At 67.7% G+C, this 26,726-nt stretch carries 25 protein-coding genes; 14 read left to right on the top strand and 11 right to left on the bottom strand.

Annotation, left to right across the window (positions count from 1 at the left end; all coding sequences use genetic code 11):
* Positions 1–619: cold-shock protein (locus SPHPHY_RS22695; protein WP_028057112.1), on the top strand; the 619-nt coding region annotated here is incomplete at its 5' end.
* A gap of 251 nt (positions 620–870) precedes the next feature.
* Complete coding sequence (locus SPHPHY_RS0118150) at positions 871–2,397, top strand: peptide chain release factor 3 (protein WP_022688112.1); 1,527 nt, start codon at positions 871–873, stop codon at positions 2,395–2,397.
* A gap of 31 nt (positions 2,398–2,428) precedes the next feature.
* Here SPHPHY_RS0118150 and mgtE read toward each other — a convergent pair whose 3' ends face one another.
* Entirely contained in the window at positions 2,429–3,832 is a 1,404-nt protein-coding gene (mgtE, locus tag SPHPHY_RS0118145; protein WP_022688111.1) for a magnesium transporter, read from the bottom strand.
* A 141-nt stretch (positions 3,833–3,973) separates the two neighbouring features.
* On the opposite strand from mgtE, the gene SPHPHY_RS0118140 reads away from it, so the two are divergent.
* On the top strand, positions 3,974–4,402 hold the full coding sequence (locus SPHPHY_RS0118140; protein WP_043131580.1) for a peptidylprolyl isomerase: 429 nt from the start codon (positions 3,974–3,976) through the stop codon (positions 4,400–4,402).
* A gap of 252 nt (positions 4,403–4,654) precedes the next feature.
* Here the strand turns inward: SPHPHY_RS0118140 and SPHPHY_RS0118135 are convergent, their stop codons facing one another.
* On the bottom strand, positions 4,655–5,539 hold the full coding sequence (locus tag SPHPHY_RS0118135) for a LysR substrate-binding domain-containing protein (RefSeq protein WP_028057111.1): 885 nt from the start codon (positions 5,537–5,539) through the stop codon (positions 4,655–4,657).
* Positions 5,540–5,835: 296 nt separating this feature from the next.
* Between SPHPHY_RS0118135 and SPHPHY_RS0118130 the strand changes: the two genes are divergently transcribed.
* A complete protein-coding gene (locus SPHPHY_RS0118130; RefSeq protein ID WP_022688108.1) occupies positions 5,836–8,130 on the top strand; it encodes a CDC48 family AAA ATPase in 2,295 nt (764 codons plus the stop codon).
* A 4-nt stretch (positions 8,131–8,134) separates the two neighbouring features.
* Here SPHPHY_RS0118130 and SPHPHY_RS0118125 read toward each other — a convergent pair whose 3' ends face one another.
* Positions 8,135–9,451 (bottom strand): MFS transporter, encoded by a 1,317-nt coding sequence (locus SPHPHY_RS0118125; RefSeq protein WP_022688107.1) that lies wholly within the window; start codon positions 9,449–9,451, stop codon positions 8,135–8,137.
* 152 nt (positions 9,452–9,603) lie between these two features.
* Here SPHPHY_RS0118125 and SPHPHY_RS0118120 point away from each other — a divergent pair, with 152 nt between their 5' ends.
* Positions 9,604–10,218, top strand: coding sequence for a class I SAM-dependent methyltransferase (locus tag SPHPHY_RS0118120; protein ID WP_022688106.1), 615 nt, complete (start codon positions 9,604–9,606; stop codon positions 10,216–10,218).
* A gap of 262 nt (positions 10,219–10,480) precedes the next feature.
* Here SPHPHY_RS0118120 and SPHPHY_RS20625 read toward each other — a convergent pair whose 3' ends face one another.
* Positions 10,481–11,938: a S41 family peptidase gene (locus SPHPHY_RS20625; protein ID WP_022688105.1), complete on the bottom strand. Its 1,458-nt coding sequence runs from the start codon at positions 11,936–11,938 to the stop codon at positions 10,481–10,483.
* Positions 11,939–12,048: 110 nt separating this feature from the next.
* On the opposite strand from SPHPHY_RS20625, the gene SPHPHY_RS0118110 reads away from it, so the two are divergent.
* Both SPHPHY_RS0118110 and SPHPHY_RS0118105 read left to right on the top strand, forming a co-directional pair.
* Entirely contained in the window at positions 12,049–12,393 is a 345-nt protein-coding gene (locus SPHPHY_RS0118110) for a hypothetical protein (RefSeq protein ID WP_022688104.1), read from the top strand.
* Positions 12,394–12,463: 70 nt separating this feature from the next.
* Positions 12,464–13,240: a glutaminyl-peptide cyclotransferase gene (locus SPHPHY_RS0118105; protein ID WP_022688103.1), complete on the top strand. Its 777-nt coding sequence runs from the start codon at positions 12,464–12,466 to the stop codon at positions 13,238–13,240.
* Between the two features lie 137 nt (positions 13,241–13,377).
* Here the strand turns inward: SPHPHY_RS0118105 and SPHPHY_RS22690 are convergent, their stop codons facing one another.
* The 5 genes from SPHPHY_RS22690 to SPHPHY_RS0118080 form a co-directional block, all read right to left on the bottom strand.
* Positions 13,378–13,512, bottom strand: a complete 135-nt coding sequence (locus SPHPHY_RS22690) for a hypothetical protein (protein WP_022688102.1) — start codon at positions 13,510–13,512, stop codon at positions 13,378–13,380.
* Between the two features lie 223 nt (positions 13,513–13,735).
* Positions 13,736–15,157, bottom strand: coding sequence for an ammonium transporter (locus SPHPHY_RS0118095; protein ID WP_022688101.1), 1,422 nt, complete (start codon positions 15,155–15,157; stop codon positions 13,736–13,738).
* A gap of 11 nt (positions 15,158–15,168) precedes the next feature.
* Positions 15,169–15,507 (bottom strand): P-II family nitrogen regulator, encoded by a 339-nt coding sequence (locus SPHPHY_RS0118090; RefSeq protein ID WP_022688100.1) that lies wholly within the window; start codon positions 15,505–15,507, stop codon positions 15,169–15,171.
* A 130-nt stretch (positions 15,508–15,637) separates the two neighbouring features.
* A complete protein-coding gene (locus tag SPHPHY_RS0118085; protein ID WP_022688099.1) occupies positions 15,638–15,838 on the bottom strand; it encodes a DUF2007 domain-containing protein in 201 nt (66 codons plus the stop codon).
* Positions 15,838–16,386 (bottom strand): pyridoxamine 5'-phosphate oxidase family protein, encoded by a 549-nt coding sequence (locus SPHPHY_RS0118080; RefSeq protein ID WP_022688098.1) that lies wholly within the window; start codon positions 16,384–16,386, stop codon positions 15,838–15,840. Before SPHPHY_RS0118080 ends, SPHPHY_RS0118085 begins: the two co-directional genes overlap by 1 nt.
* 18 nt (positions 16,387–16,404) lie before the next feature.
* Here SPHPHY_RS0118080 and SPHPHY_RS20620 point away from each other — a divergent pair, with 18 nt between their 5' ends.
* Both SPHPHY_RS20620 and SPHPHY_RS22835 read left to right on the top strand, forming a co-directional pair.
* Positions 16,405–16,617: a type II toxin-antitoxin system CcdA family antitoxin gene (locus SPHPHY_RS20620; protein ID WP_231370491.1), complete on the top strand. Its 213-nt coding sequence runs from the start codon at positions 16,405–16,407 to the stop codon at positions 16,615–16,617.
* Positions 16,618–16,682: 65 nt separating this feature from the next.
* Positions 16,683–16,970, top strand: coding sequence for a CcdB family protein (locus SPHPHY_RS22835; RefSeq protein WP_028057109.1), 288 nt, complete (start codon positions 16,683–16,685; stop codon positions 16,968–16,970).
* 4 nt (positions 16,971–16,974) lie between these two features.
* On the opposite strand, the gene tldD is transcribed toward SPHPHY_RS22835, so the two are convergent.
* Positions 16,975–18,390 (bottom strand): metalloprotease TldD, encoded by a 1,416-nt coding sequence (gene tldD, locus SPHPHY_RS0118065; RefSeq protein WP_022688097.1) that lies wholly within the window; start codon positions 18,388–18,390, stop codon positions 16,975–16,977.
* A gap of 69 nt (positions 18,391–18,459) precedes the next feature.
* Positions 18,460–18,696 carry a zinc-finger domain-containing protein gene (locus SPHPHY_RS0118060; protein WP_022688096.1) on the bottom strand — a complete coding sequence of 79 codons (237 nt, stop codon included), beginning with the start codon at positions 18,694–18,696 and terminating at the stop codon, positions 18,460–18,462.
* A 99-nt stretch (positions 18,697–18,795) separates the two neighbouring features.
* Between SPHPHY_RS0118060 and SPHPHY_RS0118055 the strand changes: the two genes are divergently transcribed.
* The 5 genes from SPHPHY_RS0118055 to polA all read left to right on the top strand — a co-directional run bounded on the left by SPHPHY_RS0118055 (position 18,796) and on the right by polA (position 26,621).
* Positions 18,796–19,755 carry an ABC transporter ATP-binding protein gene (locus SPHPHY_RS0118055; RefSeq protein WP_022688095.1) on the top strand — a complete coding sequence of 320 codons (960 nt, stop codon included), beginning with the start codon at positions 18,796–18,798 and terminating at the stop codon, positions 19,753–19,755.
* 86 nt (positions 19,756–19,841) lie between these two features.
* The gene (locus tag SPHPHY_RS20615) at positions 19,842–20,774 is read left to right on the top strand and encodes a 3-keto-disaccharide hydrolase (RefSeq protein WP_022688094.1); all 933 of its coding nucleotides are present in this window, start codon (positions 19,842–19,844) and stop codon (positions 20,772–20,774) included.
* A gap of 181 nt (positions 20,775–20,955) precedes the next feature.
* A complete protein-coding gene (gene nadB / locus SPHPHY_RS0118045; protein ID WP_022688093.1) occupies positions 20,956–22,533 on the top strand; it encodes an L-aspartate oxidase in 1,578 nt (525 codons plus the stop codon).
* A 19-nt stretch (positions 22,534–22,552) separates the two neighbouring features.
* Entirely contained in the window at positions 22,553–23,788 is a 1,236-nt protein-coding gene (locus tag SPHPHY_RS20610; RefSeq protein ID WP_022688092.1) for a serine hydrolase, read from the top strand.
* A gap of 52 nt (positions 23,789–23,840) precedes the next feature.
* Positions 23,841–26,621, top strand: coding sequence for a DNA polymerase I (polA, locus tag SPHPHY_RS0118035; protein ID WP_022688091.1), 2,781 nt, complete (start codon positions 23,841–23,843; stop codon positions 26,619–26,621).
* The last annotated feature ends 105 nt before the right edge of the window (positions 26,622–26,726 follow it).

The following is a 26,726-nucleotide window of genomic DNA, read 5'->3' as shown; positions in this document are numbered from 1 at the left end:
CGGCTTCGGTGGTGGCGGCGGCGGTGGCCGCGGGTTCGGCGGCGGTGGTGGCGGCATGCCCCCGCAGGTCGTCGGCGAAGGCACCGGCGTGGTCAAGTTCTTCAACGGTCAGAAGGGCTTCGGCTTCATCGTCCGTGATGATGGCGGCGAGGACGTGTTCGTGCACATCTCGGCGGTCGAACAGGCGGGTCTGTCGGGTCTGGCCGAAGGTCAGCCGCTCGGCTTCACGCTGGTCGACCGTGGCGGTCGCGTCTCGGCGACGGACCTGAAGATCGACGGCGAGCCGATGCCGGTCACCGACCGTGCACCTCCGCGCGACGGCGGCTTCGGCGGCAACGATCGCGGTGCGCCGCGCGGTGGCGCAGCGGGTGCCGGTGCGGGCGCCGCACAGCGCCAGCTGACCGGTGAGAAGGCGACGGGCACCGTCAAGTTCTTCAACGCCATGAAGGGCTTCGGCTTCATCCAGCGCGACGATGGTCAGCCGGATGCATTCGTGCACATCTCGGCCGTCGAGCGTGCCGGGATGCCGACGCTGAACGAGGGCGACCGCCTGAGCTTCGAGATCGAGGTCGATCGTCGCGGCAAGTATGCGGCCGTGAACCTCGAGTCGGGCAGCTAATCCAGCGTCTTCCTCGCTAATGAAAGCGGCCCGCCCGACAGCAGTCGAGCGGGCCGTTTTCGTATTCGCGAGACGGCCGCGCTCGACGGAGGGGGTCACAGGAGGTCGCCTGCGCTGTGTGGCAAGCACGTAGTCCTGCCCCATGCCACGGGGAACGGGGCCGCCCCTGTTCGATGACGACGCCCGCTGCTATGCGGCCGATATCCTGCCGCGCCGATCGGATGCGGCCCGCCCGCAACGCTGGAATCCCCATGACCTCCCCCCGCCGTACCTTTGCGATCATCTCCCACCCTGACGCGGGCAAGACGACGCTGACCGAAAAGCTGCTGTACTTCGGGGGCGCGATCCATCTCGCCGGCGAAGTGAAGGCGCGTGGGCAGAGCCGGCGTGCGCGTTCGGACTGGATGAAGATCGAGCAGCAGCGCGGCATCTCGGTCACCTCCAGCGTGATGACCTTCGAAAGCGGCGGCATCACGTTCAACCTGCTGGATACGCCGGGGCACGAAGATTTCAGCGAGGATACGTATCGCACGCTTACCGCGGTCGATTCGGCGATCATGGTCATCGATGCGGCGCGCGGTATCGAGGCGCAGACCCGCAAGCTGTTCGAGGTGTGCCGGCTGCGCTCGGTGCCGATCATCACCTTCGTCAACAAGGTCGATCGCGAAGGTCGGCCGCCGTTCGAACTGCTCGACGAGATCGCGGACGTGCTGGCGCTTGATGTCTGCCCGATGACGTGGCCGGTGGGCATGGGGGGTACGTTCGAGGGTATCCTCGACCTCGCCACCAACCGCATCACGCGTCCGGAGGGCGACAGCCGCACCTTCCAGGGCAAGACCGAGGATGCGCCGGCCTTGCCGGAGGCGATCGCCGAGGAGATCGAGCTGGCGCAGGCCGGCTATGCCGCGTTCGACGGCGAAGCCTATCGCAACGGGGACCTGACCCCGGTCTATTTCGGCTCGGCGCTCAAGGACTTCGGTCCTGCCGACCTGATCGCGGCGCTCTCCGATTACGCGCCGCCGCCACGCCCGCAACCCGCCGAGCCCGCGGCGGTGTCGCCGGACGAAAAAGAAGTCACCGGCTTCGTCTTCAAGGTGCAGGCCAACATGGACCCGCAGCACCGCGATCGGATCGCGTTCATGCGGTTATGCTCGGGGACGTTCAAGCGCGGCATGAAGCTGACGCCGAGCGGTCATGGCAAACCGATTGCGGTCCACTCGCCGATCCTGTTCTTCGCGCAGAACCGCGAGGTCGCCGACGAGGCGTTTCCGGGCGACATCATCGGCATCCCGAATCACGGCACGCTGCGCGTCGGCGACACGCTGTCGGAGCGCGCCGACGTGCGCTTCACGGGGCTGCCGAACTTCGCGCCGGAAATCCTGCGGCGGGTGGTGCTGAAGGATTTCACCAAGACCAAGCAGCTGCGCAAGGCGCTGGACGACATGGCCGAGGAAGGCGTGACGCAGGTCTTCTATCCCGAAATCGGCAGCAACTGGATCATCGGCGTGGTCGGGCAGCTCCAGCTCGACGTGCTGCTATCGCGGCTGGATGCGGAATATAAGGTCGCCGCGGCACTGGAGCCGGCGCCGTTCGACACCGCGCGCTGGGTGTCGGCGGAGGACCCCGCGGAGTTGAAGAACTTCACCGACCTGAATCGCGCCGCGATGGCAAAGGATCGCGACGACAATCCGGTGTTCCTCGCCAAGAGCGCGTGGGAGGTCGGTTATGTGCAGGATCGCTACACCAAGGTGAAGTTCGCGGCGACGCGCGAGCGGTAACGGTCGCTCGCCGACGTGGCGGCTGGCTCGTCTACCCGCCCAGGCCCCAGAGTGCTGCGAGGCCCAGGAAGGTGAAGAAGCCCAGCGAATCGGTGCAGGTCGTCACGAACACCGACGAGGCGACCGCCGGATCGATGTCGTAGCGATCCAGCGTCACGGGAACCAGAACGCCCGCCAGTCCGGCGACGATGTTGTTGATGAACAGCGCCAAAGCGAAGACCAGCGCCAGCGCGGTGTTGCCGAACCACAGATAGGATCCGGCGCCGACTATCAGTCCGAGCCCGGCACCGTTACTCGCCGCGATGCGCAGCTCGCGCCCGATCATGCGCAGCGTGTTCGAGCCGGTCAGCTGGTTGGTGGCGAGCGCGCGAACGACGACGGCCAGCGTCTGCGTACCGGCGTTGCCGCCCATCCCGCTGACGATCCCCATCAATTGCGCCAGTACCGCGAACCGCGCGATCCGTTCGTCGAACAGCCCGACGACGGTCGCCGCCAGCATCGCGGTGGGCAGGTTGATCAGCAACCACGTCAGCCGCGTGCGCACGGTGAAGCGGATCGGCTCGTTGATGTCGCCTTCGCCTGCGCCCGACAGCCGCAGTGCGTCCTCGCCCGCTTCCTGCTGGATGATGTGGACGACGTCGTCGACGGTGATCATGCCGACCAGCCGCCCGGACCCGTCGACCACGGCCGCGGAGATCAGCGCATATTTCTGGAAGCGGAGCGCGACCTCCTCCTGGTCCATGTCGACCGGGATCAGCGTCTGTTCGCGCTGCATGACGTCGGCGATCGCGATGCTGCGCGGGGTACGCAGGATCCAGCTGAGCGAGCAGGTGCCGACCGGCTCGTGCGTGGGATCGACGACGAAGATTTCCCAGAAATCGGTGGTCAGCGTCTCGTCGGCGCGCAGATAGTCGAGCACGTCGCCGACCGTCCAATGTTCGGGCACCGCGACCAGATCGCGCTGCATCAGGCGACCGGCGGATTCCTCGGGGTAGGACAGCGCCTCCTCGATCGCGGCGCGATCGTCGGGCTCCATCGCGCGCAGGACCTCGCGCTGGTCCTCCGGCTCCATGTCCTCGATGATCGCGACCGCGTCGTCGGTATCGAGTTCGCTGGCGATGTCCGCGACCTGTCGCGCGTCGAGCGCGTCGATCAGCGCCTCACGGACATAGTCGTTCATTTCCGCGAAGACGTCGGCGTCGAGCAGGTCGGCGATCGCGGTGGCGAGATCGCGGCGGCAATCCTCGGGCGTCAGCTCGAACAGGTCGGCGACGTCGGCGGGGTGGAGCGGCTCCACCAGCGTATGCGCCTCGGCGAAGTCGCCGGCCTGAACGGCGTCGATCACCGCACGGACGAACTCCGGTTTCAGCCGGTCGTCCTCGTCCAGCTGGTCGTCCTGATCCTCATACGCGTCGGACAGCTCGGTCTCGCTCATATGCCGGCTCCCTTTTTACGACGACGTCCCGGCACCTAGCGTGGCCTTCGGGCATTTGCCAGCCGGGCGCGGGACCGATAGGGGCGCGCGCATACGGCAAGAAAGGACCTGCCTGTGACCGAGACCTATTCAACGCTGACCATGACCCTTGACGGCGGCGACGTGACCATTCGCCTGCGCCCCGATCTGGCGCCCGAGCATGTCGCGCGCATCGCCGAGCTGGCGAACGACGGCTTCTACGACGGCGTGGTGTTCCACCGCGTGATCCCGGGCTTCATGGCGCAGGGCGGCGATCCGACCGGCACCGGCATGCACGGATCGGACAAGCCGAACCTCAAGCAGGAGTTCTCCAAGGAGTCGCATGTGCGCGGCACCTGTTCGATGGCGAGGACGATGGACCCGAATTCGGCGAACTCGCAGTTCTTCATCTGCTTCGACGACGCCCGCTTCCTTGACGGCCAGTATACCGTGTGGGGCGAAGTGACCGAGGGCATGGAACTGATCGACGCATTGCCCAAGGGCGAGCCGCCCGCGAACCCGGGCAAGATCGTGTCGATGAAGGCAGCGTGATCCGCAGCCGCGACTCGCGCCGCCGCCTGGCGGGGCGAGTCGCGGTGGCCGACGCTGGCGAAGCCTACGTCACCCGAGGCTGAGATTCTCCTGCTGCGCTTGCCGCCATCCGCACGCGCGGCCGCTGCGACAGGGCAGTCGATCGAAGAACGACTGGCGACGGAAGTTCGTGCGATTCCCTGAACGCCGGCTTTTCCTCGGGTCGGTGCAAGCCGCTGTCGAGCGTAACGACATCGCGGTCGGACACCGCGCTCATCCCTCGCGGAGCGTCCGGATCAACCAGTCGCGGAAGATCTTCACGGGCTTGGTCTGCAATGCACGCGGCCGGCACGCGAACCAGTAGCTGTACGGGCTGGTCACGTCGATATCGAACAGCCGCACCAGCCGCGGGTCGTTGGCGTCCTGGAAATGGTTCTCGTGCATGAAGGCCACGCCAAGTCCCTGCGCTGCCGCCTCGAGGATCAGCACGCCGGTATCGAAATAGTCGATCGCGACCGGTTCCATCCCCGGAAGGCCGGCCGCCTGGCTCCACGCCGCATAGGTATCCGGCATGTCGCGATGGAGCAGCACGCTGTGCCCGCGCATCTGCGCCGGCGAACGCAGCGCGTCGGGGCCGTCGAGCAACGCGCGTGCGCCGATCGGGAACACCATGTTGCGGTCCAGCCGCTCCGAATAGAGCATCGGGTCGATATCGCGGGCCACGACGATGACCGCATCAAGCCCCTCGCCGAGCCGCGCCAGCGCGTTGCCACCGGTGTCGATGTCGAGGTGCAGCTCGGGATGCGCCGCGCGCAGCTCGCCCAGCCGCGGGAACAGCCGCTGCGATGCATAGAGCGGCAGCACGCCAAGCCGCAGCCGCAGCACGTCGTTGCCGCTCGTCATCCCCTCGATCGCGTCGGACATGCCGTCCAGCGCCGGCGCGATCGCCGCGAGCAGCCGCTCGCCATCGCCGTTGGGCACCATCGCCTGGTGCCGCCGGTCGAACAGCGGGCGCGAGATGAAGCGTTCTAGCGTCTGGATACGGCGGCTGAGTGCGGGCGGCGACAGGGCCAGCTCCTGCGCGGCGGCCTTGATCGAGCCAAGCCGCGCGACGGCCACGAAGGCCTCGATCGCAGTAAGGGGCGGCAGGCGGCGCATGGCATGTCCGATGTGTCTGTTGCGCTGCATCATGCAACATTCGCACGCGTACGGAAACCACAAACGATCGCCTGATTGCAGTTTGTGCAATTATAGCGGTACCATTTCGCAATTGCGAAGGGCCGTCACCGTCGGCACATAGAGCAGGCCTTTCAGGCATCCTCTCCTAAAAACTTCAAACGGCCGGCCCCTCGGGGCTGGCCTTTTTTTCGTCCGCGTCAGGTCGCCGGGTGGTTCGCAACGCCTGATCCGCGTCCTATCTCCTGAGCTCGGCTGTAAGCCGCGAAAGGACAGACATGGCGGATGCCGACGAGAAACTGGTGAAGTTGCAGGTCGCGAACGCGCGGCCCGAGGATAGCGGGCGCGGTGTCGCGCACCTCCCGCGCGCCGTATTCGCTGCGCTGGGCATCACCGATGGCGACGTCGTCGAGATCGTCGGCAAGAAGACCACCCCGGCGCGTGCGATCGGCCCCTATGCCGAGGACGAGGGACTGGAGCTGGTCCGCATCGACGGGTTGCAGCGCGCCAATGCCGGGGTCGGATCGGGCGATTTCGTCGAGGTTCGCCGCGCCGAATCGAAGGCGGCGACGCGCGTGGTGTTTGCGCCGGCGCAGCAGAACCTCCGCTTGCAGGGTTCGACCAGCGCGTTGAAGCGGACGTTCTTCGGGCGACCGCTGTGCGCGGGTGACATCGTCGCGACCGCGGGCCATCAGCGGGTCCAGAACATGCCGCCGGGAATGGAGCGCTATGTCAACGCGCCCGCTTATGCCCTGCAGGAGATCCGGCTGCTGGTCGTCTCTGCCAATCCCAAGGGCGTCGTGCATATCGACGAGAGCACCGAGATCGAGCTGCGTCCCGAATATGAGGAACCGCAGGCGACGCGGCGTGCCGACGTTACCTACGACGATATCGGCGGGATGGCGGCGACGATCGACCAGCTGCGCGAGATGGTCGAATTGCCGTTGCGCTATCCGGAGCTGTTCCAGCGGCTTGGCGTAGATCCGCCCAAGGGGGTGCTGCTGCATGGCCCGCCCGGCACCGGCAAGACGCGACTCGCCCGTGCGGTGGCCAACGAATCGGACGCGCAATTTTTCCTGATCAACGGGCCGGAGATCATGGGCTCGGCCTATGGCGAATCGGAACAGCGGCTCCGGCAGGTGTTCGAGGAAGCGAGCAAGGCCGCGCCGTCGATCGTGTTCATCGACGAGATCGATTCGATCGCCCCCAAGCGCGGGCAGGTGTCGGGCGAGGCGGAGAAGCGCGTCGTCGCGCAATTGCTGACGCTGATGGACGGGCTGGAGGCGCGCGCCAATCTGGTGGTGATCGCGGCGACCAACCGCCCGGAGGCGATCGACGAGGCATTGCGGCGGCCTGGCCGTTTCGATCGCGAGATCATCGTCGGTGTCCCCGACGAGCGCGGGCGCCGCGAGATCCTCGGCATCCACACCCGCGGCATGCCGCTGGGCGACCGTGTCGACCTGGACGAACTGGCACGGATGACGTTCGGCTTCGTCGGCGCGGACATGGCGGCGCTGACCCGCGAGGCCGCGATCGAGGCGGTGCGGCGGATCATGCCGAAGCTGAACCTCGAGGACCGAACCGTTCCGTCCGAGGTGCTGGACACGCTGGCGGTCACGCGCGAGGACTTCACCGAGGCGCTCAAGCGCGTGCAGCCGAGCGCGATGCGCGAGGTGATGGTGCAGGCGCCGACCACGCGCTGGTCCGACGTCGGCGGGCTGGACGACGCGCAGATGCGGCTGAAGGAAGGCGTCGAGCTGCCGCTGAAGACGCCGGACGCGTTCCGGCGGCTGGGGATCCGCCCGGCCAAGGGCTTCCTGCTGTACGGGCCGCCCGGCACCGGCAAGACCTTGCTGGCGAAGGCGGTGGCGCGCGAGGCGCAGGCGAACTTCATCGCGACCAAATCCAGCGACCTTCTGAGCAAATGGTATGGCGAAAGCGAGCAGCAGATCGCGCGGCTGTTCCAGCGCGCGCGACAGGTGGCGCCGACGGTGATCTTCATCGACGAGCTCGATTCGCTGGTGCCGGCGCGCGGCGGCGGGCTGGGCGAGCCGCAGGTGACCGAGCGGGTGGTGAACACGATCCTCGCCGAGATGGACGGGTTGGAGGAGCTGCAATCGGTCGTGGTGATCGGTGCGACCAACCGCCCCAATCTGGTCGACCCGGCGTTGCTGCGTCCGGGGCGGTTCGACGAGCTGATCTACGTCGGCTTGCCGAGCACGGCGGGACGGCGGCGGATCCTCGACATCCAGACGCAGAAGATGCCGCTGGCGCCGGACGTCGATCTGGATGCGGTGGCAACGCGTGCGGAGCGCTTCACCGGCGCGGATCTGGAGGACGTGGTGCGCCGCGCCGGCCTGATCGCGCTGCGCGAGTCGCTCGACACGCGCGAGGTGCGGATGGCGCATTTCGAGCGTGCGCTGGAGGAGAGCCGCGCGAGCGTGACCCCGGAGGTCGAGCGCGATTACGAGCAGATGGCGGCGCGGCTGAAGCAGGAGGCGAATGCGATCCAGCCGATCGGCTTTATCGCGCCCGGGCAATTGACCGCGCGCCCCGGCGGCAAGCTCGCGTGACGGTTCACGCCGCCGGGGTCTCTCCCCCGGCGGCGGGATCGCGCAGTGCCCGCCAGCCGAACGGCAGCAGCAGCGCGCAGGCGATCGCGGCGGCGTCATAGGGCAGCGGATGTCCCCAGCCGTAGAGCGCCACGCCGATCGACGGGCCGAGCACGAAGCTGGCGCCGCTGATGCTGGTCACCTTGCCGGCCACCGACGCCTGCAACGCGGGGCCGACCGCAAGGCTCGATCCCGCGGTGAAGCCGGGGCGCACGAAGCCGAAGCCGAGGCTGGCGAGCGCATAGCCGGTCGCGATCGCCGGCAGCGTGGTCGCGCGGCCCGTCGCCCACGTACCCAGTACCGCGAGCACCAACCCGACCAGCACCAGCGCCCGCGGTCGCAGGTCGAGCAGCGGGATCAGCCCCCATTGTGCGAGCAGTGACGCGCCCGCGCCGGTCATCAGCACCAGCCCGGTCGCACCCAGCGCCTCGACCGGGGCCACGCCGAGCCGATCGATGACGAGGAACCCGATCACCTGCCCGGTCATCGCCTGTGCGTGGCCCATCACCAGCCCGACCAGCAGCCAGGCGCGGATCCGCACGTCGAGCATGCCGATCCGCGCGCCGCTCTCGATCGCGGTGGCGGCGGTGACGCTGGCGCCGCTCGATTGCCCGCCAATCGACGGATAGGCATTGGCGGCGCCATGCGCCTCGGCGGGCAGGCGCCGATCGTCGGGCAGCCGCCGCCACACCGCCACGAACATCGCGACGCCGAACAGCGCAAAGACGAACGCCGGCCCGGCCAGTCCGATCGTGATCGGGCCGATCGCACCGAGGATCAGGTACGGGGCGAGCGCCGGGCCGAGGATCGTCCCCAGCCCGAACGCGGAGGCGAGCAGCGTCAGCGCGCGGGTGCGTTCCTCGCGGGTCGTGCTGCCGGCGACCAAAGCCTGCACCGCGGGCGGCGCGGCGGCGCCGAACGCGCCGTAGATCACCCGCCCGACGATGAAGAGCAGGAAGGCGGCTCCGCCGCCGACCCAGCTGTTGATCCCGGCGGCCAGGAACACGCCGCATAACGTCAGGCTGACCGCATAGCCGCCCAGCCCGAGCAGGATCATCGCGCGTCGCCCGTGGCGATGCGAGCGGTCAGCCCAGAACGGCGCGGCCAGCACCCAGAACAGGGCCGAGATCGAGAAGGCGAGCGCGACCTCCGCATCGCGCACGCCGAGCGAACGGCCGAGCGCGGGCAGCACCGACTGCAGCGCGGTATTACCCGCCGCGATCGTCAGCATCACCATGAACATCAGCGCGAAGGTCGCGTCGTGTCGCCCGTGCATCGCCATCTGTCCCTGATCCGCCCCGCGCAACGTCGATTAGGCCCTTGGGGCATACGCGCAACCCGGCTATGGCAACCGCTGTGCTTGCAAGGCGTTCGTCATGCTGATGACGCCGTTACGTCATCAGTCCAAGAGCTTTCGGGAGCCGCTTTTTCCACATGACCAGTTCCAGCGACGCCGTGCGGCGCGACCGCAGCAAAGCCGCCGGCGTGCCCGGACCGTGGCAGATGTTCTTCACCGGCTTCCTGAAGCATCCGGTCATGGTTGGCTCGATCATCCCGTCATCGGACCGGTTGATCGCCAAGATGCTCGGCCCGGTCGACTGGGCGAACTGCAAGCTGTTCGTTGAATACGGCCCCGGCGTCGGCACGTTCTGCCGCCCGATCCTGGAGCGCATGGCGCCCGACGCGATGCTGATCGCGATCGACACCAACGAGGATTTCATCCGCTACCTCGACCATACGATCACCGATTCGCGCTTCGTCGCGGTGCACGGGTCGGCGGCCGACGTGGAGCGGATCGTCGCCGAACATGGCCATGCCGCGGCCGATTACGTGCTGTCGGGGCTGCCGTTCTCGACGCTTCCCGAGGGGGTCGGTCCGGCGATCGCGGCGGCGACGCAGCGCGTGCTGCGCGTCGATGGCGGGTTCCTGGTCTATCAGTTCAGCCCCAAGGTCCGCGACTTCATCGCACCGCACTTCCACCGCATCGATCACGATATGGAATGGTGGAACGTGCCGCCGGCGCAGCTGTATTGGGGCTGGAAGGACTGACGTCGGGAGCACCGGGCGGCGGCAAGCCGACCAACGAGGCAGGTCCGCGATACACCTGTCCGGATCGGCATGCCCGATCATCGGTTCCCAGCCGTCGCCGCGGACCTGAACCAAGGCTCGATGACTGTTCGCCGCGGCAGAAGCGGCGAACAAGGCGGGTTCGACTTCAGGGCCGGATGTCGACCGGCCCAAAGCGAAGCCAGGCCCGCGATGCGGCAATGTCCCGCGCAGCCCATCATGCTGCGGCAGCGGCTGATACCCCTCAGTAAAGCCCCGGCGTCTCGCGCTGTGCGGCGGTCGGGTTCGTCGCCAGCAGCGGCCGACGCGACGGAGCGAACAGCCCTATGGTGCGCGCCGCCGCGGCGCTCGACCCGATCCGCGTGCAGCTACGCCCGGCCAGCCAGTCGAGCGCGGTCCGCGTCGAGGCTTCCTGCGGGTCGCCGAGCGGGCGGGTGTAATCATCGGTGGCCTGGCAGCTCGAATCGACCTTCGTCGCCAGGCCGTCGTAATAATCGCCCTGCCGTGCCGAATTCTGGAGCGCGAATGCGATGACGCGCAAGCGGTCGTCGCTGCACGACGGATTGTCGAGCGCGATCTGCCCGACCGGCTTGCCATAGGTGTTGCCGCCCACCAGCGCGAGATCGGCGTGCAGGTACGGGATCAGCGCGTTGATGACGTATTCGCTGGCCGAGGCGGTCTGCGCGGTGCCGATGAACGCTATCCGGGTCGGCGCGATCGCCTGCGCCTCGCGCTGGAAGCGACGGGTCGTGTTCTCGCTCGACTTCGATGTGCGATAGGTGGTGTACGCCTGCACGTCGCTGGTCGAGCGGTTGGCGCCGAGCAGGTCGGTGAACGTCTCTGCCGTATCCAGCAGGCCGCCGCCATTGTAGCGCAGGTCGACGATCACCTGCGTTATCCCTTGCGTCCGGAAGGTGCCGAATGCGGCGCGCAACTGGTCGTCGGCGGTGCCGATGAACGTGCGCAGGTTGATGTAGCCGACCTTGCGCCCGCCGTCGTCGATCACCTTGCTGCCATAGCGCGTGGACAAGGGCGAGACCGCGAAGTCAGTGCTGGTCACGGTGACGTCGCGGGTGCCGCCGGCGTCGGTGACGCGCAGCACGCGCACCGTGCCGCGGGTCGAGGTGTCCAGCGCCGCGTTGAGCGCGGCGTCGCCGCCGCTCGCCAGGATATCGCTGACCGTGCGCACCGTCGTGGCGGTGGTGCCGATGCCGACGATCTGTGCACCGCGATCGATCCCGGCGTTGAGAGCAGGCGCATTCTCATACGCTTCGCTGACGAACAGCCGGTCGGTCGAATCGAATGCCAGCCGCACCCCGATGCCGGCGGTGGCACCGGAATTGTAATAGGCGTTCTCCTCCGCGACCGAGGTCAGATAGGTGAAGAAGCGATCTCTGCGTTGTGCGCGTGCGGTCGCGGTCAGGGCGTCGAGATAGTCGTCGGCGGTCGCGAAGGCCCCGGGATCGAGGCTGGTCGGCAGTGTCTCCGGGAAGAGGTACCACTCGTTCATCTTCGCCAGCATCCAGTCCTGACGGGCACGCAGGGCGCAGCCGTTGGCGGGCGGCGTCACGCCGACCGTGGTGGTGCCGCCGCTTCCGCCGTCCCCCGTGCTACTCGCGCGCGTGCCGCCGTCATCCCCGCCGCATGAGGCGAGCAGCGCCATTACCGCCACCAGCCCGACCGCCCGCTGTCCACGCACCATCACGATCCTCACGATTCTACGCACCCCTGTGCATCACTATAGCGGGGCGTGCTGCAACCCGAAGCACGCAAAGTCGTTATGGCTGCGCACCGATCTTCGAAAGGCTGCCCATGCTACGTCACGTCACCTTCGCCGCACTGTTGCCGCTGTCGATCGCCGCCTGCGGTTCGGGGACGCCGACGCAGTCCGCCACCGTCAACGATGCGACTGACGGCAACTATCTGGAGCGGATGGCGCAATTGAACGAGAAGGAGCGCAACGCCGTGCTGTTCCGCGCGATCAGCGATGCCGGGCGCGCATGCCAGGGCGTGACCCGGTCAGTGGCAGCGCCGGCGATGCGGGGCAATCCGGCATGGGTCGCGACGTGCGAGGATGGGACACCGTTCATCGTTTCGCTGACCGATAATGGCGTCGCCAGCGTCAGCGCGGTCGCGGGTACGCCCAAGGCCGGCTGATTTGCACCGCGGCGCGTAGCCGATTGCCCGACACGCCGCGGCATCGTACCGCTCGGGCATGTCCCGCTGGATGCTTCTTCCGCTCATCGCGCTCGCCGGTCCGGCGGGCGCAGCCCCCCCGCAAGCGGTCGCCGCCGCCGTCGCTGCGCGCCAACCCGCGCTGGTCGCGCCGGTCGTGGTGCGCCGCTTCCCGCACGATCGCGAGGCGTTCACCGAAGGGCTGGTGTGGGACGGCGATGCCTTGGTCGAGAGCGTCGGGCTGGAGGGACGCTCCGACGTCCGCCGCGTCGATCTGGTGACCGGCAAGGTTCGGCTGCGCCGTACGATCCCGGCCGCGCAATTCGGTGAAGGGCTGGCGATGTGGAAGCGCGAGGCGATCAGCCTGACGTGGCATGATGGCATCGCGCACCGCTGGTCGGCAGCGGCGCTCAAGCCGCTCGGCACGATGCGCTATGCGGGTGAGGGCTGGGGGCTGACCGCGAATGCGACGTCGCTGATCCGCTCCGACGGCAGTTCGACGCTGACCTTCCACGATCCGGTGACGATGAAGGTACGCCGCACCGTGACCGTCACCTTCGCGGGGCGTCCGTTGGATCAGATCAATGAGCTGGAGATGGTGGACGGCGCGATCCTCGCGAACGTCTGGCACCAACCGTTCATCGTCCGCATCGATCCCGCCACGGGCGTGGTCACCCGCCTGATCGACCTGCGCGCGATCGTCGCCGAAGTGGGTGCGCGCGATCCCGAAGCAGTCGCCAACGGCATCGCCTGGGACGCGAAGGGGCGGCGGCTGTTCGTCACCGGCAAGCGCTGGCCGACGATGTTCGAGATCCGCTTGCCCAAATAGCGTTCGCCATCGGTGATGCCGCGGCGGGTCGGGCGGTCCGTAGGGGCGACGCGTTCCTGCTTTGAAGCTGCGGATCGTCGGGCGACCCGCGCTACGCGATCATCGACGGATCCAGCGTACGACCCGCTCTCTTCGCTTCATCGCAGCAATAGTTCGCCGACGTAGATCACCGCCTCGGCGGTCAATTGCGCGCCGACGACCGCGGCAGCACACATCGCAGCGATACCGGCGGCGACGACGCCATTGTGTCCGACATTCCTGATCGTGGTCATGACCCATCCTCTCCTTGTCAGGAGCCGGGGTCTCGTTCGTACGGGATCGCCCGACGCCAACCGCAGATATAGCAAATCCGCACCCGTCCGTCATCTTGCGGCGCAGCATCGGTGCAGCACGACAAAAAAGGGCCCGGTCGCGTTTCCGCGCCGGGCCGTTAGTGTCGTCCGCAGGAGGAACATCGGTGGCGAGGGCGACGGGTGCGCCGCCCTCGCGAATTCGTCAGTAATTGTAGGCGCGTTCGCCATGCTCGTTGATGTCGAGGCCCTCGACCTCGACCTCCAGCGAGGGGCGCAGGCCCATCGTCGCCTTGATGCCGTAGAACAGCACCGCCGACACGCCGCCCGACAGGCAGAGCGTCAGCACGACCGCCTTGATCTGCGTGAGAACCTGCGCGGCCATGTCATATTCGCCGGCGACCGACGGGAACTTGGTGTAGTCGATCCAGCCCTGACCGCCGAGCGATGGTGCCGCGACGATCCCCGTCGCGATCGCGCCGATGATGCCGCCGACGCAGTGAACGCCGAACACATCGAGCGTGTCGTCATAGCCGAGCTTGTTCTTCACGGTCGTCACGAAGAAGAAGCACGCGATGCTGGCGACGAAGCCGAGCAGGATCGAGGTCATCGGCGCGGCGAACCCGGCGGCCGGGGTGATCGCGACGAGGCCGGCGACCGCCCCCGACACGCCGCCCAGCAACGACGGCTTCTTGTGGATGATCTGCTCGATCACCGCCCAGGCGACCGCTGCGGCGGCGGTAGCGACGAAGGTGTTGACGAACGCCAGCGCTGCCGCGCCGTTGGCCTCCAGATTTGACCCGGCGTTGAACCCGAACCAGCCGACCCACAGCAGCGAAGCGCCGATCATCGTCATCGTCAGCGAATGCGGCGGCATCGGTTCCGACTTGTAGCCGTGGCGCTTGCCGATGATAAGGCAGCCGACGAGGCCCGCGATCCCGGCGTTGATGTGCACCACGGTGCCACCCGCGAAGTCCAGCGCGCCCCAGCCGTACAGCAACCCGGCGTCGGTCGGCGCGTCGGCCAGGTAGTCCGGGCCGGCCCAGTACCAGACCATGTGCGCCATCGGAAAATAGACGATCGTCAACCACAGGACGACGAAGATTAGCAGCGGGGTGAACTTCACGCGCTCCGCGAACGCGCCGACGATCAGCGCGGGCGTGATGCATGCAAAAGTCATCTGGAACGCGATGAAGGCGTATTCCGGGACGTAGACGTTGTTCGAGAAGGTCGCGGCGACCGAGGTCGGCCCGACGCCGTTCAGGAACGCCTTCGACAGCCCGCCGACGAAGGCGTTGCCGCTGGTGAAGGCCATGCTGTAGCCCCAGCAGACCCAGACCAGGCTGGCGACCGAGACGATCATGAACACCTGCATCAGCACGCTGAGCATGTTCTTGGTGCGGACCAGGCCGCCGTAGAACAGCGCGAGGCCGGGGATCGACATCAACAGCACGAGTGCCGCCGAGATCAGCATCCACGACGTGTCGCCCTTGTTGACCATCGTTGCGGCGACCTCGGCGGCTGGTGCGCGCACCGGGCCGGCCGCCTGCGCAAGCGCGGGCGCGGCGGTCAGTACCGCGGCGACCAGCCCCCCGGCGGCCGCCGCAAATTTGCGTGAAAGCGTCATCGGTCCCCCCATCACAATGCCGTGTCGTCGGTTTCGCCGGTGCGGATGCGCACCGCTTGCCCGACATCGAGCACGAAGATCTTGCCGTCGCCGATTGCGCCGGTGTTCGCCGCGGCCTGGATCGCCTCCACCACGCGGTCGGCGATGTCGGTGGCGCAGACCACCTCGATCTTGATCTTTGGCACCATGTTGGTGCTGTATTCGGCGCCGCGGTAGATTTCGGTCTGCCCCTTCTGGCGACCGAACCCCTTCACCTCCGATACCGTCATCCCCGCCACGCCGACGGTGGTCAGCGCCTCGCGCACCTCGTCGAGCTTGAACGGTTTGATGATCGCTATGACCAGCTTCATCGCGCCCCCTTTGCGTTGTCTATCGACGAGCAAAGCAAGCGCCGTGCCAACACGTCGCACAGGGAAGATCAACCGGAGCAGGTCCTAACGGGCGTTAATAAACGTGCAGCCTGGAATAGCTGCCCGTTTTTCAGGCAGGGCCGGCGATCGCCTGCGCGGCGGCGAGATCATCCTCGTCGACCATGACGCGCACGGGGATCAGCAACCAGCTGCCGTCGGCGATCGACGCGCCGCCGTCGAAGGCCAGCGCCGGAATACCGTCGCTTTCCAGCCGCCCGACCAGGATATTGGCGAGGTTACGGTCGTAGCGACCGAGTTCGACCAGCGCCATCAGCCGGGCACGCGCTCGGGGTTGCGGACCGGCAGTCCGTCGATGCTGGTGGTCCGCACCGCATATTTGCCGAAGCGCGTCGCATCGCTGGTGGCCGCGTGATATTTGTTCAGGGTCTGCCGCTCGCGCTCGAACGCCATATGCGGCACGCCCCAGCCGCACGAGGTCTGCACCCGGTCGACCGCAATCACGAAGATCTGCCGCGTGCCGGGCAGCAGGGTGAAACGGCTGGCAAGCTCCGCCCAGTCGTCGTCCTGCGGCAGGACCGGGCGGCCGTGGCCGTAGATGCGAAAGATCAGCGCCGGATTGTCGAAGGCGCAGAACATGATCGTGATCCGCCCGTCGGCGAGCAGATGCGCGTTGGTCTCGTTCCCCGATCCCGCGACGTCCAGATAGGCGACGGTCGTGTCGTCGAGCACGCGGAAGCTGTCCATGCCCTTGGGGCTGAGATTGATGCGCGCACCCGCCGCCGCGGTGGCGACGAAGAACACCGGTTGTTTCGCAATGAAGGTGCGATGGTCGGCGGTCAGGGCGGGAAAGAACTCCATCGACGATGCTCCGTGTTGATGCGCATGATCCGTGCGCACAACATGCGCACCATGAAGCACGATCCTGTCCTTTCCGGCAAGCGAAGGCCGGTCAATCTGTCGCTCGACACGGGCGTCGTCGCGTTGGCACGCGAGCGGGGATTGAACCTGTCGCAGGTCACGGAGCCGGCTTTGAAGGTTGCGATAACGTCGGAGCGCGAGCGGCGAGGGCGACAGGAAAATGCCGCGTAGATCGAGCGACATAATCGCTGGATCGAGGAAAACGGCATTCCGCCCGGCGATCTTCCCGTTCTTTGGTGGCACAGTTTGCGATCTATCGGCTCGACAGACACGGGCTCGTCGTGGATTGCCAGTCCGACCTGCTGTCGGATCTGCGCTCCCGCGCCGTCGCTCCGCTACGCGAGGCGGGAGAGGACAGCGTAGCGCTTTCGCGATTGAACCCGTGCATAGCGATCGACGGCGTCGCCTACCGCGTGGCGACGCTATTCCTTCGATCGGTCGATCGCCGTCTTCTAGGCGAGCAAGTCGGGTCGGCGGATGAGATCGAACGGGAGATCAAGGCGGCGCTCGATATGCTGATCTAGGGCTCTAGGCGGTCCCGCCCACCGTCAGCCCGTCGATCAGCAGCGACGGTTGCCCGACGCCGGCCGGCACGCTCTGCCCGCCCTTGCCGCACACGCCGATGCCTTCGTCGAGTGCAAAGTCGTGGCCGACGCCCAGCACCTTGGTGAGCACGCTGGGCCCGTCGCCGATCAACGTCGCGCCCTTGATCGGCGCACCGATCTTGCCGTCCTCGATGCGATACGCCTCGGTGCACGAGAAGGTGAACTTGCCCGAGACGATATCGACCTGGCCGCCGCCGAACGACTTCGCGAAGATGCCCTTCTTCACCCGCGCCAGCAGCTCGGCGGGATCGTCACGGCCGGCCTTCATGAAGGTGTTGGTCATCCGCGGCATCGGCGCGTGCGCGAAGCTTTCGCGACGGCCGTTGCCGGTCGGCGCGACCCCCATCAGCCGTGCGTTGAGCCGATCCTGCATGTAACCCTTCAGGATGCCGTCCTCGATCAGGATCGTCTCGCCGGTCGGCGTGCCTTCGTCGTCGATGGTCAGCGACCCGCGGCGGTCCGCGATGCTGCCGTCGTCGACGATCGTCACGCCTGGCGCGGCGACCCGCTCGCCGATCCGGCCGGCGAAGGCCGAGGTGCCCTTGCGGTTGAAATCACCCTCCAGCCCATGACCGATCGCCTCGTGCAACAGGATGCCCGGCCAGCCGCTGCCAAGCAGCACGGTCGTCTCGCCCGCCGGCGCATCGACCGCGTCGAGATTGACCAGCGCCTGCGCCAGTGCCTCGTCGATCGCGCGGTTCCACATCGCGGGTTCGAGCAGGCGATCGTAGAGATAACGTCCGCCGACACCGAAGCTGCCGGTCTCGCGCCGCCCGTTCGCCTCCGCGACGATCGACACGTTCAGCCGCACCAGCGGGCGCACGTCGGTGGCGACGAAGCCGTCCGCGCGCACGACCTCGACCACGCTCCACGTTCCCGAGAGCCCGACCGACACCTGCGCCACCCGCGGATCACGCGCGCGTGCGGCGGCGTCGATCGTCTGGCACAGGTTCACCTTGTCGGCGAACGGCACCAGATCGAGCGGGTCGGCGTCGGTATAGAGGTGGTGGTTGGTCCGGGTCGGCGGCGCGGCCTTGGGGTGTGCCGACGGGTCGATCAGCGCCATCGTCTCGCCGGCGCGGCGGATCGCGGCCTCGCTCAGCTCATTGGCGTGCGCGAACGCGGTCATTTCGCCTGACACCGCGCGCAGCCCGAAACCGGCCGTGGTGTCGTAGCTCGCCGTCTTCAGCCGGCCGTCATCGAAGCCGAACGCCTCGGCCTTGCGATATTGCAGGAACAGTTCGCCGTCATCGGCGCGCGCCAGCACGTCGGCGGTGACGCGCTGCGCCGTGGCGGGATCGAGCGTGTCGCGGTACAGGAAGGAGCGGGGATCGGTCATGCCGCTCAAGATAGGCGCGCCGGGCCCGCGATACTACGCCCCGTGATTAGCCCCCGATCAACGCCAGGATCAGCGCGGATTGGAACCTTCGTGAACGTCGCGCAGCGTCGTCGGGTCGACGCCGTCCGCCGGGCCACCGATCAGCACGAAGCGCCGGTCGCAATAGCCGCAGTCGACATAGCCATGCTCGTCGATCTGCAGCCACACGCGCGGGTGGCCCAGTGCCGCGCCACCGGGGATGTCGGTCGCGCCGTCGCAGGCGACGCGGGCGGACGAGGTGCGGACGAGTTCGGACGGCGGCTGCATGAAGCGGCGATTAGCAAGGCGAGGGGAGCGAAACAATCCTCAAGCCACCGGCAATCCGGATTGTTGGCTTCGTCCCGCGATCGGCCTATCGCTCCACGCATGACCCCTGCTCCCACCGACGCCGCGATCTCGATCCGTGACCTTTGCAAGACCTACGCCGGGATAAAGGGCGGCGCGCCCAAGCGTGCGCTGGACGGCGTGTCGTTCGACGTGCCGCGCGGCAGCATCTTCGGATTGCTCGGGCCGAACGGCGCGGGCAAGTCGACGTTGATCAACATCCTGGCCGGTCTGGTCAACAAGACCAGCGGGCAGGCGACGATCTGGGGCTTCGACATCGACGAGCATCCGCGCAACGCCAAGGCGTCGATCGGGATCGTCAATCAGGAGATCCTGTTCGACCCGTTCTTCACGCCGGTGGAAACGCTGGAGATCCAGGCCGGGCTGTACGGCGTGCCCAAAAAGGAGCGCCGCAGCATGGAATTGCTGCGTGCGGTGCATCTGGAGGACAAGGCGCGCGCCTATGCCCGGACGCTGTCGGGCGGCATGAAGCGGCGGTTGATGGTCGCCAAGGCGATGGTCCATCAGCCGCCGGTGCTGGTGCTCGACGAGCCGACGGCGGGGGTCGACATCGAACTGCGCCAGCAACTCTGGACCTATGTGCGCAGCCTGAACGACGCGGGTGTCACGGTGGTGCTGACCACCCATTATCTGGAGGAGGCCGAGGAGTTGTGCGATCGCATCGCCATCATCAACCACGGCCGCGTCATCGCCAACGAACCGACCTCGGAACTGCTCGGCAAGGCGCAGGAGAAGATCGTGGCGGTCACCGTCGATCGCGACGTCGCGGCGCTGCCCGACAATGCGTGCTTCGGGAAGGTCGCACTGAAGGGCACGCGCACGCTGGAGATCACCTACGCCAAGGACCGCGTCAACGCGGGCGAGGTACTGGGCGCGATCCAGCGCGACGGTTATGGCATCGTCGACGTCTCGACCAAGGAAGCCGATCTGGAGGACGTGTTCCTCAGCCTGACCCGCGCGTCGAACAATGGACAGGTTTGACCCGCACCCGACATAGACCTTGGTCGTAAGCCATTGTTGCGGCTCCGTTATGCTGCGATAGCGCGGCAAGACGAGGGGAGCGGTCGATGAAGGTGATCCTGTTGGCGGCGGCCGGTTTGATGGCGCAGGCGGCAACGCCTTCCCCGGTCGAGCAGGCACAGGCGATCGTCGGCGATGCGCCGGCCACGCCGCAGGTGCTGGTGCTGGCCGACGTGCCCAGAGCGACGGGGCCGGCGCGCGCATTGTTCAACGGCCGTGACCTGACGGGATGGCAGCCATGGCTCGGCTACCCCGATCCGGCGGTCACCTATCGCGACAACCCAGGCGTGGCCCCGATCGGGCGCTCGCGCGCGACCACCGGCGATTTCGCGGTAAAGGCGATCGACGGCAAGCCCGCCTTGTGGGTGAAGGGCGAGACATGGGGCGCGCTGGTCCATGACGCCGACCTGCGCGATTATCACCTGCGGCTGGAATTTCGCTGGGGCGACAAGCGCTGGGCGCCTCGCATCGGGCAGCCGCCGAACAACGGTCTGCTCTATCACACGCACGGCGCGCCCGGCGCGGTGTTCGGCACCTGGCAGCCGTCGGTGGAGTTCGAGATCATGGCGGGGTCGACCGGCATGGCGGTGGCGGTCGGGCGCGACCTGCGCATCCGCACCACCGCAGCGCTGGACCCGGCGCTGATCTCCCCGCCGGTCCGTTACCGGCTGGGCGGCAGGCCCGTCGAGATCGTGAACGGATCGCTGATCTGGAATGTCGAGAATGCGCGCGACGCCGAACGGCCGGCGGGGGCGTGGAACGTCCTCGACCTGTACGTGCTGGGCGACCGTGCGGTGCATGTCGTCAACGGCCTGCCGGTGATGGTGGTCGAGGGGCTGGCGACCATCGGCAAGGACGGCGCGCGCACCCCGCTGACCCACGGCCGGATCCAGTTGCAGTCGGAAGGTGCGGAGACGTGGTTCCGCAACGTCTCGGTCGAGCCGATCGACCGCTTGCCACGGGTGGCGGAAAAGCGCTGACGCCTCCTTGCGCGACGCCAGCCACCGACGGGGGGATGACGATCGTGGCGCCTGCAGCGGCCGGCGCAACATAGGCTGTCCTATTGCCACCTAACTATGCCACATGGATCGGCATGTACCTTGCCTCTCCCCTGCGATCACGCCAGCGCCTCAACATTCGCAACATTCGCCGGGCCGCCCGATGAGCGAGAGCGACGTCCTGATCGTCGGCTCCGGCGCCGCCGGGCTCACCGCCGCACTGAACCTCGCCGATCGCTTCAAGGTGACCGTGCTCGCCAAGGGCGCCCTCAACGACGGGTCGACCGCGTGGGCGCAGGGCGGGATCGCCGCGGTGCTGGAACCCGGCGACACCTTCGAGCATCACGTCGAGGACACGATGGTCGCAGGGGCGGGGCTCAACGATCGCGCGATCGTCGAGTTCGTGGTCGAGCGCGCACCCGCCGCGATCGAACGGCTGCGCGCGCTGGGTGTACCGTTCGCGGAGGAGGGCGGCGCGCTGCACCTGACGCGAGAGGGCGGGCATTCCCGCCGCCGCATCGTCCATGTCGCCGATGCGACCGGCTGGGCGGTGCAGGAGGCGCTGCAACGCGCCGCCGCCGCACATCCCAATATCACGATGCTGCCCGATCAGGTCGCGATCGACCTCGCCACCAGCCGCCACGAACAACGTTATTCCGGCGCCGGCCACGTGTGGGGCGTCTACGCGATCGACCGGCAGAGCGGCGCAGTGGGATTGCACACCGCGCGTGCGACGATCCTGGCGACGGGCGGGGCGGGGCGGACGTACCTCTTCTCCACCGCGCCGCGCGGCGCCACCGGCGACGGGATCGCGATGGCGTGGCGGGCACGGGCGCGCGTCGCCAACATGGAATTCATGCAATTCCATCCGACCTGCCTCTACCACCTGGAGGTCAAGAATTTCCTGATCACCGAGGCGGTCCGCGGTGAGGGCGGGCGGCTGATCAACCCGACCACCGGCAAGCGCTTCATGCCTTATTATGACGAGCGGCTGGAGCTGGCGCCGCGCGACGTGGTGGCGCGCGCGATCGACGCCGAGATCAAGCGCTACGGGCTCGACTTCGTCCATCTCGATATCAGCCACATGCCGCCCGATTTCGTCCGGAGCCATTTCCCCAACATCCACGAGAAGCTGCTCGGGCTGGGAATCGACATGACGACCTCGCCGATCCCCGTCGTGCCGGCGCAGCATTACACCTGCGGCGGGATCGTCGTCGATCGCGACGGGCGGACCGACCTGCCCGGGCTGTACGCGGCGGGCGAATGCACGCAATCGGGGCTGCACGGTGCGAACCGGCTGGCGTCGAACTCGCTGCTGGAATGTTTCGTCTTCGGCGAGGCGGCGGCGCAGCACATCGCCGAATGCTGGGACACGCTGCCGCCGGTGCCGTCGATCCGCGCATGGGACGAAAGCCGCGTGACCGATTCCGACGAGGAAGTGGTCATCAAGCAGAACTGGACCGAGATCCGGCGCTTCATGTGGAATTACGTCGGCATCGTGCGGACGACCAAGCGGCTGGAGCGCGCGCAGCATCGCATCGATCTGCTGCGCTCCGAAGTGGAGGATTATTACGGCCATTTCCGCGTCACCCCCGACCTGATCGAGCTGCGCAACCTGTTGCAGACCGCCGAGTTGATCGTCCGTGCGGCGCTGCATCGCCATGAAAGCCGCGGGCTGCACTATACGCTCGACTATCCCGGGTTGAGCGACCCGCCGGTCGACACGGTGCTGGTGCCGTGAATCGCGGCGGATCCACCGGTTGAGGACGAACGACTCGCTTCGTCGCGCGACGGCGGGCGATCGTCGCAAGCCCGAGTCGCAGGGCTATGCGCTGGGGGACGCGAGCGGCACACCGATCGGCGAAGCAGGGGTGACGGCGGCAGACATGGGAAAGACGACTTTCGCGCACCGGACGGCGGTGATCGGCTGGTCGCTGCTGATTGCCGGGTGCGGGGCCGGTGCGGGGTCGACGCTGATCCCGGCCGCGCCGCCGCCGCCGCTCGTGTCGGTCGCGGTGCCGCCCCCGGCGCCGCCGCGCCCGAAGTCCGCGCCACGCGCGTTGCAGGCGCGGGTGTCGCAGCTGATCCGCAGCTTCCCCGGAAAGGCCGGCGCCGCGATCCAGGCGGTGGACGAGGACTGGATCGTATCGGAGGGCGGCACGCTGTCGCTGCCGCAGCAGAGCGTCAGCAAATTGTGGGTCGCGATGACGGTGCTGGCGCAACGCGACGCCGGGCGGCTGAAGCTCGACGATCCGGTGCTGGTGACGCGTGACGACCTGACGCTGTTCCATCAGCCGATCGCGTCGCTGGTGACCGTGCAGGGCTATCAGACGACGGTCGGCGCGCTGCTGACCCGCGCGCTGACGCAAAGCGACAATACCGCCAACGACCGGCTGTTGAACGTGGTCGGCGGCCCGTCGGCGGTGCGGCGCTTCCTGGCGGAAAAGCGGCTGAACGGGATTCGCTTCGGCCCTGGCGAGCGGTTGTTGCAGAGCGGCACCGCCGGGGTGACGTGGAACCAGTCGATGGCGATGGGGCGCGGGTTCGAGGCGGCGCGTGCGCGGCTCGACCCCGCGCTGCGCCGCGCCGCGCTGCAACGGTATATCGACAACCCGCCCGATGGCGCGCAGCCCGCCGGGATCGTCGAGGCGCTGGCGCGGCTGGCGCGCGGCGAGTTGCTGAGCGAGACGTCGACGCGCGTGCTGCTGGAAACGATGGCCGCCTCGCACACCGGGCGTGCGCGGTTGAAGGCGGCGACTCCGGCCGGATGGACGCTGGCGCACAAGACCGGGACCGGCCAGGAACTGGGCAGCCGCAATGCCGGGTTCAACGATATCGGGCTGCTGACTGCGCCGGACGGGCGCCGCTATGCGATCGCGGTGCAGATCGGCGACACCACCGCGCCGATGCGCGTGCGCCAGGTGCTGATCCAGCAGGTCGCCGCCGCGCTGACCGGGGCGCAGCCGCGGGGCAGCGGCGCGGAAGAGACGGAGTGAGCACGTAGAACGCCGGTTCCCCGCCACGCGATAACGTTATAGGGCGATCGGCATGCCGCACCTCTATCTAGTCGACGGATCGGGTTACATCTTCCGGGCCTATCACCGCCTCCCGCCGCTGACCAACAAGCACGGCGAACCGGTCGGTGCGGTCTATGGCTATACGACGATGCTATGGCGGCTCGCCGATCAGCTGCACAGGGCCGATGGCCCGACGCACATGGCGGTGATCCTCGACAAGTCCAGCCACACGTTCCGTAACGAGCTGTACGACCAGTACAAGGCGCACCGCCCGCCGCCGCCCGAGGATCTCGTCCCGCAATTCCCGATGATCCGCGACGCCACCCGCGCCTTCTCGCTGCCGTGCATCGAGGAGCAGGGCTGGGAGGCGGACGATCTGATCGCCAGCTATACCAAGGCCGCGCTGGCGCAGGGATGGCAGGTGACGATCGTCAGCTCCGACAAGGACCTGATGCAGCTGATGACCGACCCGTCGGTCGACATGCTCGACACGATGAACAACCGCACGCTCGGCCCCGCCGACGTCGAGGCGAAGTTCGGGGTCGGGCCGGAGAAGCTGGGCGACGTGCTGGCGCTGATGGGCGACAGCGTCGACAATGTCCCCGGCGTCCCGGGCGTCGGCCCCAAGACGGCTGCCAAGCTGATCCTCGAACATGGCGATGTGGAGGGCGTGCTCGCCGCTGCCGACGCCATGAAGAAGGGCAAGCTGCGCGACAATCTGATCGAACATGCCGATGCGGCGCGGATGAGCCGTCGGCTGGTCGCGCTGGCGTGCGACGTGCCGTTGCCGCAGCCGCTGGAGGAGCTTTCGCTGGCGGACGGCATCCCCGATGCGCCGCTCCGGGCGTTCCTCGACCATCATGGCTTCCGCTCGTTGCTGTCGCGGCTGGGCGAGGTAGCCGACGCGCCGGTCGCCGAGGCGCCGACGGATGCGGCGTTCGACGACGACGAGCCCGCCTGCAACCACGACGGCTATGAGACGGTGGTGGACGAAGACGCGCTCGATCGCTGGATCACGATCGCACGACACCAGGGCTGGGTGGCGGTGGATACCGAGACGACCGCCAAGGACCCGATGCTGGCGAAGCTGGTCGGCGTGTCGCTGGCGCTGCACCCGAACCTCGCCTGCTATATCCCGCTCGCGCACGGCGGGAGCGACATGTTCGCCGAACGCCCGCCGCAGCTCGACGCCGAGGTGGTGCTCGCGAAGCTCAAGCCGCTGCTGGAGGACGCCGGCGTCCTCAAGATCGGGCATAATCTCAAATACGACCTGATCGTGCTCGCCCGCGCCTATGAAGCGCAGGGCGGCATCGACGTGGCCCCTTATGACGACACGATCGTGATGAGCTTCGATCTCGATGCCGGGCGCCATGGGCACGGGATGGACGAGCTGGCGGCCACGCACCTGTCGCACACGTGCATCGCGTACAAGGACGTGGTGGGCAGCGGCAAGAAGGCGCTGGGCTTCCACGAGGTCGATCTGAAGGCCGCGACCCGCTACGCCGCCGAGGATGCCGACGTGACGCTGCGGCTGTGGCGGCGCTTTGCCGCGCGCTTGCCGCGCGAGGGCGGGACGCGTGTCTACCAGATGGTCGACCGTCCGCTCGTATCGGTGATCGCACGGATGGAGAGGCGCGGGATCAAGGTCGACCGCGAGCGGCTGGCGCAGCTGTCGGGCGAGTTCTCGACGCAGATCGCGCAGCTGGAGGGTGTCGTCCACGAACTGGCCGGCGGTCCGTTCACGATCGGCAGCCCGAAGCAGCTGGGCGACGTGCTGTTTGAGCGAATGGGGCTGAAAGGCGGACGCAAGGGCAAGAGCGGCGTCTATTCCACCGACGTGACCGAGCTGGAGCGGCTGGCCGCCGACAAGGATTCGCCGGGCGCGGCGATCGTGACCAGGGTGCTGGAATGGCGCCAGCTCACGAAGCTGAAGAACACCTATACCGATAGCTTGCAGGAGCAGATCCACCCGCAGACCGGGCGCGTCCACACCAGTTACTCGCTCAGCGGTGCGCAGACCGGGCGGCTGTCGTCGACCGACCCGAACCTGCAGAACATCCCGATCCGCACCGAGGTGGGACGACAGATCCGCGATGCGTTCGTGGCGGAACCGGGCAACGTCATCCTCGCCGCCGATTACTCGCAGATCGAATTGCGGCTGGCGGCGCATATGGCGGACGTGCCGCAGTTGAAGGAGGCGTTCGCGCGCGGCGACGACATTCACAGCCTGACCGCGCAGGAGTTGTTCGGCGAGGTGACGCGCGACACGCGGGCGAGCGCCAAGACGATCAACTTCGCGATCCTGTACGGCATCTCGCGCTGGGGGCTGGCCGGGCGGCTGGATATCTCGGCTGACGAGGCGCAAGCCATGATCGACCGCTATTTCGATCGCTTCCCAGGCATCAATCGCTACATCGCCGAGACGCTGACGCAGGTGCGCGAGCATGGCTTCACCGAAACGTTGTTCGGTCGCAAGACGCACTTCCCACGCATCCGCAGCAAGGTGCAGCACGAACGCCAGGGTGCCGAGCGCGCCGCGATCAACGCGCCGATCCAGGGGACGAGCGCCGACATCATCAAGCGCGCGATGGTGCGGATGGAGCCGGCCTTGCAGGAGGCCGGGCTGCCCGACGTGCGGATGCTGTTGCAGGTGCACGACGAACTGGTGTTCGAGCTGCCGGAAGGCGACGTCGAACGCGCCCGTCCGGTGATCGAGAGGGTGATGGCGAACGCGGCGACGCCGGTGGTGGTGCTGGACGTGCCGTTGGCGGTGGAGATCGGCGTGGGTGCCAGCTGGGGCGCGGCGCATTGACCGCGCAGCGTGGCAGCCAGCCGCGCCCGGCTGACTCAAGCAAGCGCGGCCGGCGGGCAGCGCCAGTCCGACGACGTGGCTTCGCCACGGCATCGCTTTATGCCC

This window comes from Sphingomonas phyllosphaerae 5.2, from assembly GCF_000419605.1.
Lineage (GTDB): Bacteria > Pseudomonadota > Alphaproteobacteria > Sphingomonadales > Sphingomonadaceae > Sphingomonas > Sphingomonas phyllosphaerae_B.
The sequence above is the reverse complement of the archived record's forward strand: the minus strand, read 5'-3'. Positions and strand labels throughout refer to the sequence as shown.